Here is a 19,970-nt window from a genome sequence, read left to right as displayed (position 1 = left end):
ATAGTGACTTTTCACCACAGATTACACGGATTAACACAGATTTTTCATTCTCATAGCCGTGGTTGTCTCATAAGAATGATGTAAACTTGATAGCTATTCTAACATAAAGCTATTTGCTGATATGTTGGATTTATTCTCACATGTTCTGTTTTTAAGATTAAAATAAAATATTAGTATCTAAATTTCGTTCTAATAAAATAAATGCTGTATAAGATATTGCAAGAATATGCAGAGATAACTAGGTGGCTTTGAATATAAATAAGCAAATATGTATAATTATTGGCAGAATTGAATACCGTTCCTTTTAAAGGAAGCTTCTGTTGCTTTTAAAGGAACGATTCATTGGTTAGAGAGAAACATGTCTTTGCTTTTAAACAAAGAGGTAAAAGAGTCTTTTGGGTACAGATTTTCTTCTGGTTGCTCCTGAAATAGTGAGATGCTAATGGTGTTAATTTGAAATGTGGAATTGAGATAATCGATTCCTTTTTATATATAATCTCTTTGAACTATTAATTTAATTCGTTTTAATCTCTATTTCGTGTGAATTTGAAATTTACAAATGGTCTCTCTTTCCCTTTTTTGATACACATTGATTTTTGTGGTGTATATTCCAGATTCTCCATCAGTTTTATATCCGTTTTTTCTGCATAAAAATAATTTCATCTCTGATGATCAGAATTTCATGAAGAGATGACGGCTTCATTTTTCAAAAAGTTAGTATAATCTATTTGTAATCTTAATCTTTTTCTTTTTTACAGTCTGTTTTTATATACAATTCTTCCCTTTTTCTTTCTTTTTTCTCATAAGAAAGAATATATTTGTATTTAAGTTAAACGAAAACCAAAGCATGATATGATAACAACCCAGTTGCTTCGTCCTGAAAGCATTGTTGTAGTAGGGGCATCGAATAATGTACATAAGCCGGGTGGCGCAATATTAAAGAATTTGATAAACGGAGGTTATCAGGGAGAACTTCGGGCGGTGAATCCGAAGGAGAAGGAGGTGCAGGGAGTTCCCGCTTTTGCGGATGTGAATGATCTGCCGGATACAGATCTAGCGGTGTTGGCTGTGCCTGCTTCGATGTGTCCTGATATAGTAGAAACATTGGCTAGTAAGAAACAGACCAGAGCATTTATCATACTTTCGGCAGGTTTTGGTGAAGAGACTCACGAAGGGGCATTGTTGGAAGAACGCATTCTGGAAACAGTCAATAAATACGGGGCCTCATTGATTGGACCTAATTGTATCGGATTGATGAATACATGGCATCATAGCGTGTTTAGCCAGCCAATTCCTAATTTGAATCCGAAAGGGGTGGATTTGATTTCCAGTTCCGGTGCTACGGCGGTATTTATTCTGGAAAGTGCTGTGACAAAAGGTTTGCAATTTAATTCTGTCTGGTCGGTGGGAAATGCCAAGCAGATCGGGGTAGAAGATGTATTGCAATTTATGGATGAAAACTTTGATCCTGAAAAAGATTCCCGTCTGAAACTACTTTATATTGAAAGTATTCAGAATCCGGACCGGTTGTTATTCCATGCCTCCTCTTTGATTCGAAAAGGATGCAAGATTGCAGCAATCAAAGCTGGCAGTTCGGAGAGCGGAAGCCGGGCGGCATCTTCCCATACAGGCGCAATTGCCAGCTCCGATTCGGCGGTGGAGGCCTTGTTCCGTAAAGCGGGGATCGTACGCTGTTTCTCCCGCGAGGAATTGACTACCGTAGGTTGCGTGTTTACTTTGCCCGAATTGAAAGGAAAGAATTTTGCCATTATCACCCATGCCGGAGGGCCGGGAGTGATGCTGACAGATGCGTTGAGTAAAGGCGGGCTGAATGTTCCTAAACTGGAAGGAGAAATAGCCGAAGAACTAAAAGCTCAACTGTTCCCCGGTGCTGCCGTCGGGAATCCTATTGATATTCTGGCTACCGGAACACCGGAGCATCTGCGTCTTTGCATTGACTACTGCGAGGAGAAACTCGACAATATAGACGCCATGATGGCCATCTTCGGAACTCCGGGACTGGTTACCATGTTTGAAATGTATGATGTGCTTCATGAGAAGATGCAGACTTGCAAGAAACCAATTTTTCCCATCCTTCCTTCTATTAATACAGCCGGGGCAGAGGTTGCCGCCTTCCTGGCAAAAGGACACGTGAATTTTGCAGATGAGGTGACCTTGGGCACTGCTCTTTCCCGTATTGTCAATGTTCCTAAACCGGCAGTTCCTGAAATTGAACTGTTCGGAGTAGATGTACCGAGGATTCGTCGCATTATCGATTCTATTCCGGAGAATGGCTATATTGCTCCCAATTACGTACAAGCATTACTGCATGCTGCCGGTATTCCGCTGGTAGATGAGTTTGTTTCCGATAATAAAGAGGAGATAGTAGCCTTTGCCCGTCGGTGCGGATTCCCGGTAGTTGCCAAAGTCGTTGGTCCTGTGCATAAATCGGATGTCGGTGGTGTAGTTCTGAACATCAAAAGCGAGCAACATCTGGCACTGGAATTCGAACGTATGATGCAGATTCCTGATGCAAAGGCAATTATGGTACAGCCGATGCTGAAAGGTACGGAACTGTTTATCGGTGCAAAGTATGAAGAGAAGTTCGGTCATGTGGTACTTTGCGGTTTGGGAGGTATTTTTGTGGAGGTGCTGAAGGATGTGTCTTCCGGTCTGGCTCCGCTTTCCTACGAAGAAGCCTACTCAATGATTCATTCGCTGCGTGCCTATAAAATCATTCAGGGAACACGGGGACAAAAAGGAGTCAACGAAGATAAGTTTGCTGAAATTATTGTTCGTTTGTCCACTTTGTTACGCTTCGCTACAGAAATCAAAGAAATGGATATAAATCCGCTTTTAGCTACGCAAAAGGCAGTTATAGCAGTTGACGCGCGTATCAGGATAGAAAAATAGGACTATTCTTTCATTCATTGAGACATATTTACTATCTTTCCGCTGTGATTTTGCCTACATTTGGTAACTCAAACGGAAAGATAGAAAACACGTATGTTTATGAAGAAAGTTCTAATACTTTTGATCTGTTTAATAGGCTATCAGATAGGCTGCCATGCACAAATGGCGGACGAACATTACTATTTTAAAAATCTTAGTGTACAAAACGGATTATCCCAGAATACGGTCAATGCAATTTTGCAGGACAGACAAGGTTTTATGTGGTTCGGTACCAAGGATGGACTGAACAGATATGACGGTCTGTCATTCCGTAAATTTAAGCACGATGACCGTAGTCAGCGGAGTATAGGAAATAATTTCATCACGGCACTTTATGAGGATGAAAAAGGAAATATCTGGGTAGGTACGGATGTAGGGCTTTATATCTATTATCCGGAAAAAGATTCTTTCAAGCATTTTACCAAACAAAGTGTAGAGAATACAAAGATAGAACATACTGTGACGGCTATCTCCGGAGATAATCAGGGATGTGTCTGGATGGCAGTGGAATCACAGGGACTGTTCTGTTATAATCTGGAAAAAGGAGAGCTTCAGAACCACACCTTACAGAACTTCTCTTTTCTTACCACCAATGTTGAGACTTTTGCTTTTGACAATAGCGGAACCCTTTGGGTCGGCTGTTATGGCGATGGGCTTTTCTATTCGAAAGACCGTCTAAACACTCTCCATCCTTATTTTTCGCCTGTGGATAACAAGGAAATTTATGCGAACGATGTAGTGACCTGTATTGTAAAAGGTGCATACAACTGTCTATATATAAGCTCTTTAAAAGGAGGAGTGAAAGAATTGAATTTGACTTCAAACAAATTGCATGATTTACTTTTCGAAGATGAATCCGGGGAGTCTGTTTTCTGTCGTGAACTGTTGGTTGCTTCTGACAATGAACTATGGATTGGTGCAGAGTCGGGACTTTATATCTATAATCTCCGGTTAGGTAAGTACGTTCATTTGCGCAGTTCGATCAATGATCCTTATTCTTTATCCGATAATGCCATTTATTCATTGTGTAAAGATCGTGAGGGTGGCATTTGGATTGGCTCTTACTTCGGCGGTATAAACTACTATCCCCGTTTTTATACGAACTTCGAGAAATATTATCCGAAAGGAACAGAGAATGGTCTGCACGGGAAACGAGTGCGTGAGTTCTGCCAAGATAACCAGGGAATTCTATGGATTGGTACAGAAGATGGTGGTTTGAATCGTTTTAATCCTAAAACCAAGACTTTTTCTTTCTTCACGCCAAGCTATGCTTTTACAAATGTTCATGGACTGTGTCTGGTTGATGATAACCTTTGGGTGGGGACTTTTTCGAAAGGAGTGAAAGTGGTGGATACCCGTACAGGAGCTATTGTGAAAACTTACCAGAAGACAGACTCGCCCCGCTCGTTGATAGACAACAGCGTTTTCTCCATTTGCCGAACGACGACGGGGGATATTTATCTAGGTACTTTATTCGGTTTGTTGCGCTACAACAGACAATCTGATGATTTTGACCGGATACCGGAACTGAATGGCCGGTTTGTATATGACATAAAAGAAGATTCAGGAGGAAACCTCTGGCTGGCCACTTACGCAAACGGTGCTTACTGTTATAATGTAAGTGAGAAGAAATGGAAGAATTATCTGCATAATGAAAATAATCCGAAAAGCCTTCCTTATGATAAAGTGGTAAGTATCTTCGAAGATTCTCACCGGCAAGTTTGGTTGACGACTCAAGGCGGAGGGTTCTGTTTGTTCCATCCGGAAACGGAAACCTTTACCAGCTATAATCTGGCAGATGGATTGCCAAACGATGTCGTTTATCAGATTGTGGAAGATAAAGACGGACTTTTTTGGCTGACAACGAATAATGGCCTCGTATGTTTCCAACCTACTACCGGGGCAATGAAAGTATATACTACCTCCAATGGTTTGCTGGGTGATCAGTTTAATTACCGCTCCAGCTTGGAAACGGAAGATGGTACGATTTATCTGGGAAGCATCGACGGCTTTATCGCTTTCAATCCGAAGACCTTTTCAGAGAATAGGTCGCTTCCATCTATTGTGATTACGGATTTCCTATTGTTTGGCAAAGAAGTGTATGTCGGTGAACCGGGATCTCCATTGGAAAAGAGTATTACTTTCTCTGATGAGCTTATTCTTCAGTCTAGTCAGAACTCTTTCTCTTTCCGGGTAACAGCATTGGACTTTCAAGCTCCAAGAATGAGTAAAATCATGTATAAGTTGGATGGTTTTGATGTGGATTGGCTGACAATTGGCGAAAGCCCTATTGTCACTTATTCCAATCTGCGATATGGCAATTATACATTCAAAGTAAAAGTTTCTAATAGTGACGGGGTATGGAATGAAAATGGAATATCATTAAAAGTACATATTCTTCCTCCTTTCTATCTTTCTGTTTGGGCTTATTTTGTATATGCTTTGTTGATTATTGGTTGTTCTTTATATGTAATTATATATTTCAAGAGGCGTAGTAGCAATAAGCATCGTAGGCAGATGGAGAAGTTTGAGCAGGAGAAAGAACGTGAAGTTTATCATGCAAAGATTGACTTTTTTACGAATGTAGCTCATGAGATACGTACACCGTTGACATTGATTAAAGGTCCGTTGGAAAATATCATACTGAAAAAACAAGTGGATGCTGAAACCCGTGAAGACTTGAACGTCATGAAACAGAACACGGAACGATTACTCAATCTGACCAATCAGCTACTTGACTTCCGCAAGACGGAAAGCCAGGGATTCCGGTTGAACTTTGCAAAATGCAATATAACAGAAGTATTGAAAGAAACTCATATACGTTTCACTTCTCTTGCAAAACAGAAAGGGCTGGAATTTACCTTACAGGTACCAGAAAAAGATTTCTATGCCCATGTTAATCAGGAAGCATTTACGAAGATTATCAGCAACTTGTTGAACAATGGAATGAAATATGCCGAGAGTTATGTACATGTAATGCTGGAAATACCCGAAACTGATGATGATAATCTATTCCGTATTCGCACAGTAAACGATGGAGTAATCATTCCTGATGAGATGAAAGAGGAGATTTTCAAACCTTTTGTTCGTTTCAATGAGCAAGAGGATGGAAAGGTGACTACTGGTACTGGAATCGGTTTGGCACTCTCCCGCTCGTTGGCTGAATTACATCTGGGAACTTTGGCTATGGAGGCAGGAGAAGAAAGTAACATTTTCTGTTTGACTTTACCGATCGTTCAGGATACGACAATCACTTTAACCCCAGAGGCGGAGGTGGAAATTGATAGGGTAAATGAAATCCCTGCCGAACAGGCGGGAAAGAAAAATAATCGTCCCACTGTGCTGGTAGTGGAAGATAATCCTGATATGCTTACTTTTGTTGTTCGTCAGTTGTCGAGAGATTATACAGTACTGACAGCTACTAATGGTGCAGAAGCATTGCAGGTGCTTGATGGTAACTATGTGAATCTGGTGATAAGTGATGTTGTGATGCCCGTGATGGATGGTTTCGAATTGTGTAAGACGATTAAGTCGGATTTGAATTACAGCCATATTCCGGTTATCCTGCTGACTGCCAAGACCAATATACAATCAAAGATAGAGGGGATGGAACTGGGGGCAGATGCTTATATTGAAAAACCTTTCTCTGTAGAATATCTACAAGCATGTGCTTCCAATCTTATTCAGAATAGAGAGAAACTGCGTCAAGCTTTTGCGGAGTCTCCTTTTATAGCTGCTAATACAATGGCTTTAACAAAAGCTGATGAGGAATTTATCAAGAGGTTGAACGAAGTAATTCAGATTAATTATGCCAATCCTGAATTTAGCATGGATGACATGGCGGATAACCTGAATATGAGCAGGTCTAACTTTTATCGGAAAATAAAGGGAGTGTTGGATTTGAGTCCGAATGAGTTCTTACGCCTGGAGCGTTTGAAAAAGGCAGCTCAATTGTTGAAAGAGGGAGAAAACCGGGTGAATGAAATCTGCTACATGGTGGGATTTAATTCTCCGTCTTACTTTGCTAAATGTTTCCAAAAGCAATTTGGGGTATTGCCTAAGGATTTTGTTAATTCGAAAGAAGAGTAGATTATATATAGAGTCGTATTTCACTCTATATCATCTGTTATATTGAGGATTTATAATTTATTAGTGTAAAAATTCTAATAATACTATAAGATATGATGACCAGACAAAAGACTTTGTGGTTTACACTATTACTAATTGGATTGTATACCAGTTTGCTGAATGCCAGTGAGATAACGAGGTGGGTGATTACTTCACCTGACAGTATTTGCTGGAGAGTGAATGGTGTGCATAATGACCATATTGAAATGAGTGGACTGAAAGTTTCAACAGTATTGCGCTATGGTGTTAATGAAGCTGGTGAATGGGTGATTGACCGGAATATGGTTTTACCCACTTTTCGTACTATCCCTAATGATACCCATGGTAGTTTGCAGCATCATTTTAATGGAGACTGGGCACATTTATGTCTTGTAAATGGCCAGCCATTAGTAGGTGAAAAGGTGGAGATTGTATCGCTGAATGGAATTATGACTGTAAAGAGTGTATATGCTACTAAAGGGATTTCGTTGACACGTACACTTTTTCCTTCCACGTCACAACCGGCCTTCTGTGAGAAATATGAGTTGGAGAATACGACAGATCACCCACAGACAGTTCAACTCCCATCGACCACTCTTTCTTATTATACTGATGAGGCAAAAGGAGTGGAAGGCAGTTATACATTAACGGCTACCCTTTCTTCTCCGGTAAAAGATGGTACTTATCTACTGAAAACCGGAGAAAAGGCTTGGTTTCAGGTAATCTATGCAGGATATAAGAAACATGCCCAGGAATTAGCGCTGGATGTTAATAATGAACTTCTGGCACGTCGGAGATTTTTGAGTCAGATACAGGGTAACCTTGTGTTAGAGACTCCGAGTGACGTAATCAATACTATGTTTTCTTTTGCCAAGATACGTGGTTCGGAAAGCATATTCGATACCAAAGGCGGATATATGCAAAGCCCTGGCGGGGAAGCTTATTATGCTGCTGTATGGGCGAATGATCAGGCCGAATATATCAATCCGTTTTTTCCATATTTAGGTTATCAAGCCGGAAACCGTTCGGCTATGGATTCATTCGGCTTGTTTATGCGCTATATGAATGATGAGTATAAACCTTTACCTTCATCTATAATTGCAGAAGGGATTGATTGTTTTGGTGTTGCGGGTGATCGTGGTGATGTAGCAATGGTTGGCTATGGCGCAGCACGTTATGCTTTGGCATCCGGTAATCGTAATGAGGCTGAAAAATTGTGGCCGCTGATTGAATGGTGTCTGGAATATTGTCATCGTCAGCTGAATGCGGATGGGGTGGTAAAATCTGATTCTGATGAACTTGAAAATCGTTTTCCTGCCGGAAAAGCTAATCTATGTACATCTTCATTATATTATGATGCCTTGATTTCAGCTGCTTATTTGGGAAAGGCATTGAAAAAAGAACATAAACAGTTAAAGTCTTATCAGGATAGGGCTGCTGAACTTTATAAGAATATTGATGCATATTTTGCCCGTAATGTAGAGGGGTATGATACCTATCGTTATTATGATGGCAATACTGTGCTGCGTTCATGGATTTGCATTCCTCTGGCTATGGGTATTTATGATCAGGCGAAAGGTACTGTGGAGGCTCTATTCTCTGATAAGCTGTGGATGGAGAATGGGTTGTTAACTCAATCGGGTACTTCTACTTATTGGGATCGTTCTACACTCTATGCTTTCCGGGGGGCTTACTCTTGTGGTGCCAGAGACATAGCTACTGAATATTTGGATAAATACTCTGCTACTCGTTTGTTGGGTGATCATGTTCCTTACGCAGTGGAAGCGTGGCCGGAGGGAAACCAAAGGCATTTATCCACAGAAAGTGCTTTGTATTGTCGCATTATGATCGAGGGACTGTTCGGCATCCGTCCCATTGCATTGGATGCTTTTATGATGACACCGCAGCTACCGGAAAGTTGGAATAGGATGTCATTGAAACGTATCTGTGCATTTGGTTCCATATTCGATATTGAGGTGAAGCGTGATAAAGATGACAAACTGTTGGTTTTGATAAAAAAGGATCATAAGATTGTAAAAAGAAGCAAGATTACGAATGGGAAACCGATTGAAGTACACATTTAAATAAGATAAAACAATCTGTCCTTTGATTTAAGCCAATTTTGGTAACAAAATTGGCTTAAATATTACTTTTAGTACACTTTTGGTTTATTTGTCACATCATTTGGTCAGGTTATTTCCTAATGATTGGCAGATACGCCCTATTTTTGTGTCGGATGTCATTAACAAATTAAATATCTTATTTTTTATATGAGAAATCTATTTATCGTATTTTATTGTCTGGTATCAGCTCTCACCATTAAGGCAAATGGGCAGGATAGTTTGTGGAAGATACAGACAACCGATTATCACGGAACTTATTACGGAGCAACAGTTGGCAATGGGGGTATTGGTATCCTGCCGTGGAAAGAACCGTTTTCTATTCGCCATGTCATGCTAAACCATGTTTTTGATTCTGCTACTCCTCAAGATGTGAGTCGTGTTTTACGAGGAATCAATCCATTCAAATTGCAGATGCAAATTAATGGACAGACTGTAAATGGTGATAATATTTCGAGATGGGAACAGTGTATAGATATGAAAGAGGCTACTCATAATACGCACTTCACTTGTGATGGAAAAGCGGATGTATCTTATAGTATCTGTGCTCTAAGAAATTTACCTTATGCAGGACTGGTTCGTGTGGAGGTTATGGCACTGGGGGATATGTATTTGACAGTGTCAAATCCTATTGAGGTGCCTGATGAGTATAAAAACATAGGTTCGAAACTGGTCAATGTGAATGTTAATGGGAATGATATAAAAATAGTGCGTACTTGGGCTTTATCAAAATACCGCGAACAGAAAGTTTCGGCTTCTTCCGCATTTATTTATGATAAGAATTCTAATGTGCAGCAACAATATAATGGGAATGGCCAAATTTCTATTTCATTAAAGAAAGGAGAGAAATTTTTCTTTACTTTATTAGGTGCTGTTTGTACCGGACGTGATTTTATAGATCCATACAATGAGTCAGACCGTGAAGTTATTTATGGTGCGAAAGAGGGATTGACACGTCTGACGAATGGGCATCGAAAACTCTGGAACGAGATGTGGAAAGGTGATATTGTGATTGAGGGGGATGATGAAGCACAGCGTGCTGTGCGTTTTGCACTTTATAATCTGTATTCCAATGCACGCAAAGGAAGTCGGTTGAGTATACCTCCTTTTGGACTTTCTTCACAGGGATATAATGGGCATATTTTCTGGGATACCGAATTTTGGATGTATCCGCCTATGCTCTTTATGAATCAGGGCATTGCACGAACAATGATGGATTATCGTACAGATAGGCTGGAAGCTGCTTGCCAGAAAGCATTAAGTTATGGATATGATGGGGCTATGTTTCCTTGGGAAAGTGATGATGCAGGAGAAGAAGCGTGTCCGACTTGGGCGTTGACTGGTCCTTTTGAACATCATATCACTGCTGATATCGCCATTGCGGCCTGGAATTATTACTGTATGAGTGGAGATCAGCGATGGTTGCGTGAAGAAGGATTTCCTTTAATGGAGAAAGTGGCAGAATTTTGGGTAAGTCGTGTAGAAAAGAATGACAATGGTTCCTATTCGATTCGCAATGTGGTTTGTGCCGATGAATACGCAGAGGGTGATGATAATGCCTTTACGAATGGTACTGTTATTCGTGTATTACAGGATGCTGCTAAAGCTGCTTCCATATGTGGGGTTAAAGCTCCGGCAGTGTGGAAAGAAATAGCGGCAAAGCTACGCATTCCCAAATTTGAAAATGGAGTGACTATGGAATATGATGGTTATAATGGACAGGTTATCAAGCAGGCGGATGCTAATTTACTGGTATATCCATTAAACCTGATTACCCGTCCGGAAGAAATTCGTAAGGATTTGGAGTATTATGAGGGAAAGATTGACAAAGGAGGCCCCGCAATGTCATTCTCTGTATTGGCTTTGCAATATGCGCGCCTTGGTGAAGGGGATAAGGCTTATGAATTATTTGTGCAAAGCTTCCGTCCCAATCAACTACCTCCGTTCGGTGTACTTTCTGAAGGTGCAGGAGGTACTAATCCTTATTTCTCAACTGGTGCGGGAGGACTTTTGCAGGCTGTAATCAATGGCTTTTGTGGTTTGGAAATTACAGATAGCGGCATTAAACAATTGTCTTCGAAATTGCCAGGACATTGGAAGAGGTTGGTCGTTAAAGGAGTCGGACCGGATGGTAAAACATATGTCCGGCTTCAGAAATGAGTTCAATTTTTTCGGTTGTGTAAATAAGAGTCAGAAGATGTATACCTTGGGAGGGAAATTGAGACTGGAATTTCATTTATTGACCTGTTTTTAATATCCTAAGCTGGTAGAATTCCATACTTTTGTTGCGTATCACACAAGCTATAAGATATTAGCTGTTGCTCAAGTTTGAAAATGAATTATTAGTGTATTAACAGAACCAGTATTTATTTTATTACTGATTCATTTAATTGAATTTACATGAATTTAAAATGCTTATTTTGTGGAATACTTGTTGGGCTATATGTTGAGGCTGTTGAAGCTGTCAATTATACTCCAGAAAAGATTTCAGCATCTATTTCCTTAAAAGTACCGGGAAATGAATCGGAAAAATACTCGCTGGATATGAGGCAGTTGAAGAATGACCGTTCATCTTATCTGTTGGAACCTTCCAAAGGTATTCCTATGGTAATAACTCAGAGAATGGAGGATATGAATGGTAAGTTACGTATCAATGTCAGTCTGACTGCATTAGAGGATGTTTATTTTAATTTTAGCGAGCAGTTGTCAACCGGTTTCAATCATGATGATTGCCAGTTCTATATGCCGGGGTTCTGGTATCGTCGCAATCTGCGATCTCCTAAGGAAGCACCTTCATTTCATACATCAGACAGCTGGTTGGTACGTGAGGATAGATTGAGTGCTCCTCTTACAGGTATTTATTCAGAAAAGGAAAAAAGCTTTGTGACAGTGAGTCGTATAGACAATTTTGCTAATGAGGTTTTGTCTACTCATCGAGAGGGAGAAATCATTCTTTCAGGTAAAACTTCAATAGGTTTTACTGGATTCGAAAATCAGAATGGAGTGGCAACACTTTCTTTCGGTTTTCCTTACCGTGAAGCACCTAAAAGCTATATTCGAAAATTAACATTGGCTCCGGCAGTAGAGGCTTTTCAGTCTCTGAAAAAAGGAGAAACAATGTTACTGACATGGGAGATTCTGGAGAATAAAGCTGATGATTATTCTGATTTTATTCGGAATGCGTGGGAGTATAGCTATGACACTTATGCTCCGGCTCCGGTTGATACTCCTTATTCTATTGAGGATATGAAAGAAGTTATGAGCCGTTTTTTTGTGAATAGTCTGGTGACTGGTAATTCGTTGACTTTTAATTCGGGTATTCATTTGCGGACTGCTGATTGTCAGAGTAACGGTCAGGCAGAAGTCGGTTTTATCGGTCGTGTACTCCTTAATGCATTCAATGCTTGGGAATATAGTTGGCAATGTGGCAGAGAGGATCTGAAAGAAAACAGTATGAAAGTATTCGATAGTTATTTGAAGAATGGCTTTACCCAGGCTGGTTTCTTTAAAGAATCGGTAAACTTTGATAGAGGGTATGAAGATCCTGTACATAGTATTCGTCGTCAATCAGAAGGGGTTTATGCTATGCTTCATTTTCTTGCTTATGAAAGGGAGAATGGCCGTCGTCATCCTGAATGGGAACAAAAGATGAAAAATATGCTCGATATACTTCTGCAGTTGCAACATGAAGATGGCAGTTTCCCCCGTAAATTCCACGATGATTTTACAGTGGTCGATAATAGTGGAGGAAGTACCCCCTCGGCCACTTTACCTTTAATAATGGGATATAAATATTTTAAGGATAAACGTTATTTAGCCAGTGCTAAAAGGACAGCAGATTATCTGGAGAAAGTCTTGATATCTAAAGCTGACTATTTTTCATCTACTCTCGATGCCAATTGTGAAGATAAAGAGGCTTCTCTTTATGCTGCTACAGCAACTTACTATCTTTCGTTAATAACGAAAGGAGACGAGCATCGTCATTATGCCGACCTGACAAGAAAGGCTGCTTATTTTGCATTATCATGGTATTATGTATGGGACGTTCCTTTTGCTCAAGGTCAGATGTTGGGTGATATTGGTCTGAAAACTCGTGGCTGGGGCAATGTCTCTGTAGAAAATAACCATATTGACGTGTTTGTTTTTGAATTTGCTTCGGTACTGCAATGGTTGTCAAAGGAATATGAGGAGCCACGTTTTGCCCATTTCTCTGAGGTGATTTCTACTTCCATGCGCCAATTGCTACCTCATGAAGGGCATCTATGTGGAATTGCCAAATCCGGTTTTTATCCGGAAGTCGTTCAACATACCAACTGGGATTATGGCAAAAATGGAAAAGGGTATTATAACGATATCTTCGCACCAGGATGGACAGTTGCATCTTTGTGGGAGTTATTGACTCCGGGACGTGCGGAACATTTCTTAAAATGACAGAAATAGGTCAGAAGATATCCCAATTATATTTTAATTTCATTTTGAACGATTTTTTTTAATTATTGGTCTATCTGTTTTATTACATTTTATATTGGTTGTCTACTTTTGCTCTCACTCAATATGAGATAAAGTATTTATTATGAGTTTTTTAAATTTAATATTATGGATTTGAAGAAAGCATTGTTTGTTTGCTTGTTATTGTATTATGGAACAAGCGCTAACTCCGCTTTACCGGAACATTCTTCTATGTCTGGTAAGACTAATATGTCGGAGCAAGCGAAAGGTATTCGTATCAGTGGTACGATAACCGATAAGGACAAGAATCCTCTTCCTGGTGTGAATGTACGTATACTGGAACAGACAGGGACTGGAGTGATTACAGATATGGACGGACATTTTTATTTGGATGTACCCGGGAAGAATTCTGTAATAGAGATTTCGTATATTGGCTTCAAAACTCAACAAATAAAAGTTGGAAGTAAGATTAACTTTGATGTAATTTTAGAAGAAGATATTGAAGCCTTGGATGAGGTTGTGGTTACTGGATATGGTAGTCAGAAGAAAATGTCGGTTATCGGTTCTATCGAGACATTACAGCCTAAGAAGTTACAGGTTGGTGCCACGCGCTCTTTGTCTAATAATCTGGCAGGACAGATTGCCGGTGTGATAGCGGTTCAACGTTCGGGAGAACCGGGTTACGATTCCTCGAATTTTTGGATTCGCGGTATTGCTTCTTTCTCCGGTGGACAATCTCCGTTAGTGTTGGTAGATGGTATCGAGCGCGACTTGAATAACATAGACCCCGCTGAAATTGAATCTTTCTCTGTATTGAAAGATGCATCGGCGAGTGCTATGTATGGTGTACGTGGTGCAAATGGTGTCATCGTTATCAATACGAAGCGTGGTAAAGTAGGAGCTCCTTCTGTCAATCTGCGTGTGGAACATTCTATTGCAGAGCCGACAAAACTTCCGGATTTTATTGGGGCAGCCGATCATATGGCATTGATAAATGAAATAACAGAGAACAAGTCGCGTTTGCCTTTCAGCCAGGAGCAGATTGACAGAACGAGATATGGTTATGACAGAGATTTGTATCCGGATGTAAATTGGCTGGATGAAATAACAAAGGATTATGCTTATTCTACTCGTGCGAATCTGACCGTATCAGGTGGTTCCGATTTTCTGCGCTATTCGTTGGTGGGTTCTTATTTCGGTGAGAAGGGAATTATGGAGACGGATAAATCATTGCCTTATGACACGGGAACGAAACTAACTCGTTATAATATGCGTGCGAATGTTGACTTGGATGTGACTAAGACAACAGTGCTGCGTTTAAATGTCGGTGGGTTCCTTCAAACACACCGCAAACAGGCATTTAGTACGGACGATGCTTTTGATAGAGCGTTTATAACTTCTCCTTTCGTGTATCCTGCCCGCTATTCAGATGGGACTATTCCAATTATGGCTATTAATGATGTGAACCCTTGGGCAGCGGTGACACAGCGAGGTTACGACGTAGTTACAGCTTCACAGATTCAGTCACTCTTTGCTATTGAACAGAATCTGAAGATGATCACGCCGGGATTAAAAGCGAAAGTAACCTTTTCTTTCGACCGTTGGAATCAGAGTTCGATTACAAGGGGAAAGGATGCTACTTATCATAGTATTGCTACCGGACGTGACATTGAAGGTAATCTGATTCATTCGGTACTTAAATATGGAGATGACTCTTTGGGACATGGAAATAAAGGGGAATATGGAAATTCGAGGGTTTATTTTGAAGGAACATTAACGTATGCTCGCACTTTCGGAAAGCATGACGTAGATGCATTGTTTCTGTATAATCAGCAAAGTTATGATAATGGTAGTGTACAACCTTATAGAAAACAAGGTATTGCGGGTAGATTGTCTTATACTTTCGATAGCCGTTATGTGACGGAGTTCAACTTTGGATATAATGGTTCAGAGAATTTTGCTAAAGGTAAACGTTTCGGCTTTTTCCCTTCTGTGGCAGTCGGATGGTTATTGTCTGAAGAACCTTTCATGGATCGTTTCAGAAATACATTGAGTAAATTGAAATTAAGAGGTTCTATAGGAAAAGTAGGTAATGATGATATCGGAGGACGCCGTTTTGCCTATATAACAACATTGAATACCAATGCAGATAAGTATAACTGGGGTGATACAGGACAGATTGGTCGTACCGGTATTTCAGAAGGAGAAGTTGGAGTTGAAAATCTTACTTGGGAAACAGCTCTGAAAATGAACCTTGGTTTTGAACTGGGATTATGGAATGAATTGGAATTACAGGTAGATGTTTTCAAAGAAAAACGTACCAATATCTTTATGCAGCGTAAGATTATTCCTTCACAGACAGGATTCTTGACTAATCCTTGGGCCAATTTTGGTGAAGTGACTAACCGCGGTGTGGAATTCTCCTTAAACTATAATAAACAAATTAATAAAGATTGGTTTGTTGGTTTCCGTTCTAATTTCACGTATGCTATCAACAGGGTGGACGAATACGATGAGCCAGAAACTGTGAAAGGTACATACAGAGGATTGACAGGTCGTTCATTAAATACTTTGTATGGATTGCAGGCAGAAAGATTGTTTACAGAAGATGATTTCGATGCGAATGGTAATTTGAAATTCGGTATACCGACACAGGACGTTGGAGCTTCAAAAGTACGTCCCGGTGATATCAAATATATAGATATGAATGGCGATGGCATTATCACTGATGCGGATGAAGGATACATTGGTGGAACGGTAGACCCGCGTATTGTTTATGGTTTCGGAGGTAATGTGAGCTACAAAAACTGGGATTTGAATTTCTTCTTCCAAGGAACAGGTGATACTTATCGTGTGATTGGTGGAACTACGTATTTCATTCCGGGTAGCGGACAAACATTACAAGGGAATATTTACTCTAATTATAACGACAGATGGACAGAAGAGAACCCTGCTCAAGATGTCTTCTGGCCGAGACTGACGGAGGAGCCTAATAGACAGAATTACCGGAATTCCACATGGTGGAAAAAGAATATGCGTTTTATGCGTTTGAAAACGCTGGAACTTGGATATACTTTACCGCAATCTGTAACTGATAAGATACATTCCAAAGCTATTCGTTTTTACGTGAGTGGTAATAACTTATTTTGTTTCTCTCCTTTCAAACTGTGGGATCCGGAATTAAATACGAACACCGGTCTGCGTTATCCGGCTATGCGTTCTGTAATGTTTGGAGTTGACCTGAATTTCTAATTAAAAAAATGACGATAATGAAACTTAAAAAATATATAGTTGCCGGTTTAATAGGCATCGTATCGTTGGGTTCCTGTACGTATCTTGATAAAGAACCGGATACGGAAATTGACATAGACATGGTCTTTGAAAATAAGACAAAAGTAGAATCATGGCTGGCCAATGTATACAGCCGTATCCCTAATCCGGGTAATGACTGGCTAAATACGTATGGTTGGGAAGTGTTTGCAGATGACTTGACTGCTTCTGCACGTTGGCAGCAATGGGACTGGCCCAATATCACCAAGATTTTTGGTGGATGGACACCGAATACACAATGGGCAGGAAATTTCTGGGATGGTCTTCCGAGAAAAATACGTCAGGCTTATATTTTTATAGAACGTGTACACGCATTACCTGATTCCGACCTTCCTCAGAGAGAAGTGGATTATATGAAAGCGGAAGCACGTTTTCTTGCAGCTTATTATTGGTGGCAATTATTGGAAGCATATGGGCCTATTCCATTCAGACCGAATTATATTGCCCCGACTGACTTTACTCTTTCAGATTTGATGGTGGGGCAAAGGCCATTTGATGAAGTTGTCAGTCATTTGGATAATGAAATGTTGGAAGCATCTAAACAATTACCTGCTGTATGGCAGAGTGTGGAGAAATATGGGCGAATAACTTCAGTCATGTGTCTGACTGTTCGTGCGAAGATGTTATTATTTGCTGCAAGCCCGTTAGTAAACGGAAATGAGTGGTATATCGGGCATAAGAATAAAGAGGGTGAGGAATTGTTTAACTCTACTTATAGCCAGGAGAAATGGGTGAAAGCGGCAGAGGCTTGCAAACAATTACTTGATGTGGCAGAGCAAGCTGGTTATCGTTTGTATGTAGAATATAATGATGAGGGAGAAATTGATCCGTTCACTTCACTTGAGAATCTTTGGTTTACAAAATTTCAGGATGGAAACAAGGAGATATTGTTCCCATATACAAAAGAAGATGCTTATCAAAGTTACCAGTTCTATACAAACAAGGCGGTTACTAAAGAATATGGTGGCGGAAATGGTTTGGGCGTATATCAAGGATTGGTGGATGCTTTTTTTATGAAGAACGGACTTCCGAAAGACGATGACAATTCAGAATATGTAGAAGAAGGTTTCTCGACAGAAGTAGAAGCTAGGTCTACCAACTGGACTGGCGGAACAGGGCAAAAGGGAGAAATAACTGCCGAAGGTACATATAATATGTATTGTAACCGAGAACCACGTTTTTATACGGCAGTGAGCTATAATGGTTCGTGGTATGCTTTGGCAGGGCGTAAATTTGAATTCTTTAAGAATCAGAGAGATAATGACTATACACACGATGCCCCCCAAAATGGTTATTTGGTTCGTAAAAAAGTATATCCGCAAGATAATCCGAAGAATGGTAGTTACAAATGGCGTCAAATGTTCTTGTATCGTTTGGCAGCTTCCTATTTGGATTATGCCGAGGCTGTTAATGAGGCTTACGATGATAGAGCACATCGTGAGGATGCATTGAAATACGTGAATAAAGTCCGTGAACGTGCGGGTGTACGTCAATATACGCTGAATACTGTAGCACTGGATGATCCCAAATACATCCATGTTGATGATAATCAATTAGCAGTGCGTGAGATCGTTCGTATGGAACGTCGTGTTGAACTTTGTTGTGAAGGATCACGCTGGTCGGATATTCGCCGTTGGAAAATTGTAGAACAACTTCCGGAGATGTGTGGAGATGATTATGGTATGAACTTCGCAGGAATAAATAGTCAGGAATTTTACAAGAGAACCGTTTTTCAGACCCGTGTTTGGAAAAAGGCGATGTATTGGCTGCCGGTATATATAGATGAGATGAATAAGAACACGAACTTGGTCCAGGCGCCTTTCTGGAATTAATAAAATGAAAAGCATAATTATGAATAAGATAATGAAACTAATATGCTTGCTCTTTCTTATGTCGATAGCAGCGAGCTGTAATAAAGATCCGGAGTATTACGCGCTTGAAACTCCTGTAGATCAGATGCTTTTGAAGGCTTCTTCTTCTGAAATTACTTTGGAGAAAGAGAAGGAGAATGAAGTTGCTGTTTTATTTACATGGGATGCTGCGGCTCAACGTGGGGGAGCTGATGCTACTATCACCTATTTTTTCAGAATGTATATGGCAGATTTACATTCTAATGTGACAGATTTGTATGAGATTGAATCGGAGGAACGTTCCATTAGTTTTACGCATAAGGAGTTGAATGATATACTGGCTTCCTGGAGTATACTTCCTGGAGATAAGGTGACTATTGAAGCAGAGGTTATAGGACAGGTCAATTCATCTGTAGAATACTTGAAACCGGAGTTGTCGAAGACGCAATTGGACGTGATCGGATATGATAAGAATGCTACTGCGATATATATGGTGATGGTGGATGATGCTGGAGAGAAAACTGTTCGCCGAATGACCGAGAAGGTTGTGGGTTCAGGAGTATATCAGTCGACAGCAGAACTGAAACCATGTGAGTACTTCTTTGCACTTAGTCCGGATTCTGATTATCCATGCTACATGAAAGCTGAGAATGGAGATAATTCTTTGCAATATGTGGCAGAAGCAGGGAATGGTGAGATGTTTGAAAACACAAAGAGCGGTATCTACACAATAGTTGTGGACTTAAATCGTTTGGATGTGAATATCGTTAGTATTTACCCTTTACCGCAAGATGGGATTTGGATTGTTGGCGATGCCAGTACCATCGGATGGGATTGGGGTAAAATGAAAAAGGAAGGTGCATTTGTGAATAATGATCCACGCCATCCAGAACGTTGGACGTATACAGGTAACTTTTATGGCGGTAAAGAGTTTAAGTTGGCGTTGGAGCCGAATGGAGCAGATTTTACAGGAAAATTCTTTTTTGCTCCTTCACAAGGAGCAAATCCGGCCGTAGAACACGAACTCGGAGAAGCAAGGGATCAGAATAATGGCGGTGACTTGAAATGGATTGTTGCTGCTGATGGTAAATACATTTTGACAGTAGACCTTAATGAGATGAAGATATATTTGGAGCCGACTGAATAATCTCCATAAGAAGTA

Annotated in this window: 8 protein-coding genes; all 8 read left to right on the top strand. The window is 40.3% G+C overall.

Annotated features, from left to right (window positions below; genetic code table 11):
- Positions 1–852 precede the first annotated feature (852 nt).
- Positions 853–2,913, top strand: a complete 2,061-nt coding sequence (locus I2I13_RS09850) for an acetate--CoA ligase family protein (RefSeq protein WP_195649376.1) — start codon at positions 853–855, stop codon at positions 2,911–2,913.
- A 99-nt stretch (positions 2,914–3,012) separates the two neighbouring features.
- Complete coding sequence (locus I2I13_RS09845; RefSeq protein WP_195649375.1) at positions 3,013–7,041, top strand: two-component regulator propeller domain-containing protein; 4,029 nt, start codon at positions 3,013–3,015, stop codon at positions 7,039–7,041.
- A 92-nt stretch (positions 7,042–7,133) separates the two neighbouring features.
- The gene (locus tag I2I13_RS09840; protein WP_195649374.1) at positions 7,134–9,143 is read left to right on the top strand and encodes a hypothetical protein; all 2,010 of its coding nucleotides are present in this window, start codon (positions 7,134–7,136) and stop codon (positions 9,141–9,143) included.
- A gap of 186 nt (positions 9,144–9,329) precedes the next feature.
- Positions 9,330–11,339 (top strand): glycoside hydrolase family 65 protein, encoded by a 2,010-nt coding sequence (locus I2I13_RS09835; protein ID WP_195649373.1) that lies wholly within the window; start codon positions 9,330–9,332, stop codon positions 11,337–11,339.
- Positions 11,340–11,579: 240 nt separating this feature from the next.
- A complete protein-coding gene (locus tag I2I13_RS09830) occupies positions 11,580–13,610 on the top strand; it encodes a hypothetical protein (protein WP_195649372.1) in 2,031 nt (676 codons plus the stop codon).
- Between the two features lie 165 nt (positions 13,611–13,775).
- On the top strand, positions 13,776–16,880 hold the full coding sequence (locus I2I13_RS09825) for a TonB-dependent receptor (RefSeq protein ID WP_195649371.1): 3,105 nt from the start codon (positions 13,776–13,778) through the stop codon (positions 16,878–16,880).
- Between the two features lie 17 nt (positions 16,881–16,897).
- Entirely contained in the window at positions 16,898–18,790 is a 1,893-nt protein-coding gene (locus I2I13_RS09820; RefSeq protein WP_117932795.1) for a RagB/SusD family nutrient uptake outer membrane protein, read from the top strand.
- A 19-nt stretch (positions 18,791–18,809) separates the two neighbouring features.
- Complete coding sequence (locus I2I13_RS09815; RefSeq protein ID WP_195649370.1) at positions 18,810–19,955, top strand: SusE domain-containing protein; 1,146 nt, start codon at positions 18,810–18,812, stop codon at positions 19,953–19,955.
- Positions 19,956–19,970: the final 15 nt, after the last annotated feature.

It is taken from the genome of Bacteroides sp. D55t1_190419_B8, from assembly GCF_015558905.1.
Taxonomy (GTDB): Bacteria; Bacteroidota; Bacteroidia; order Bacteroidales; family Bacteroidaceae; genus Bacteroides; species Bacteroides vicugnae.
Note: the sequence above shows the minus strand (reverse complement) of the source record. Positions and strands in the feature narration are given on the sequence as shown.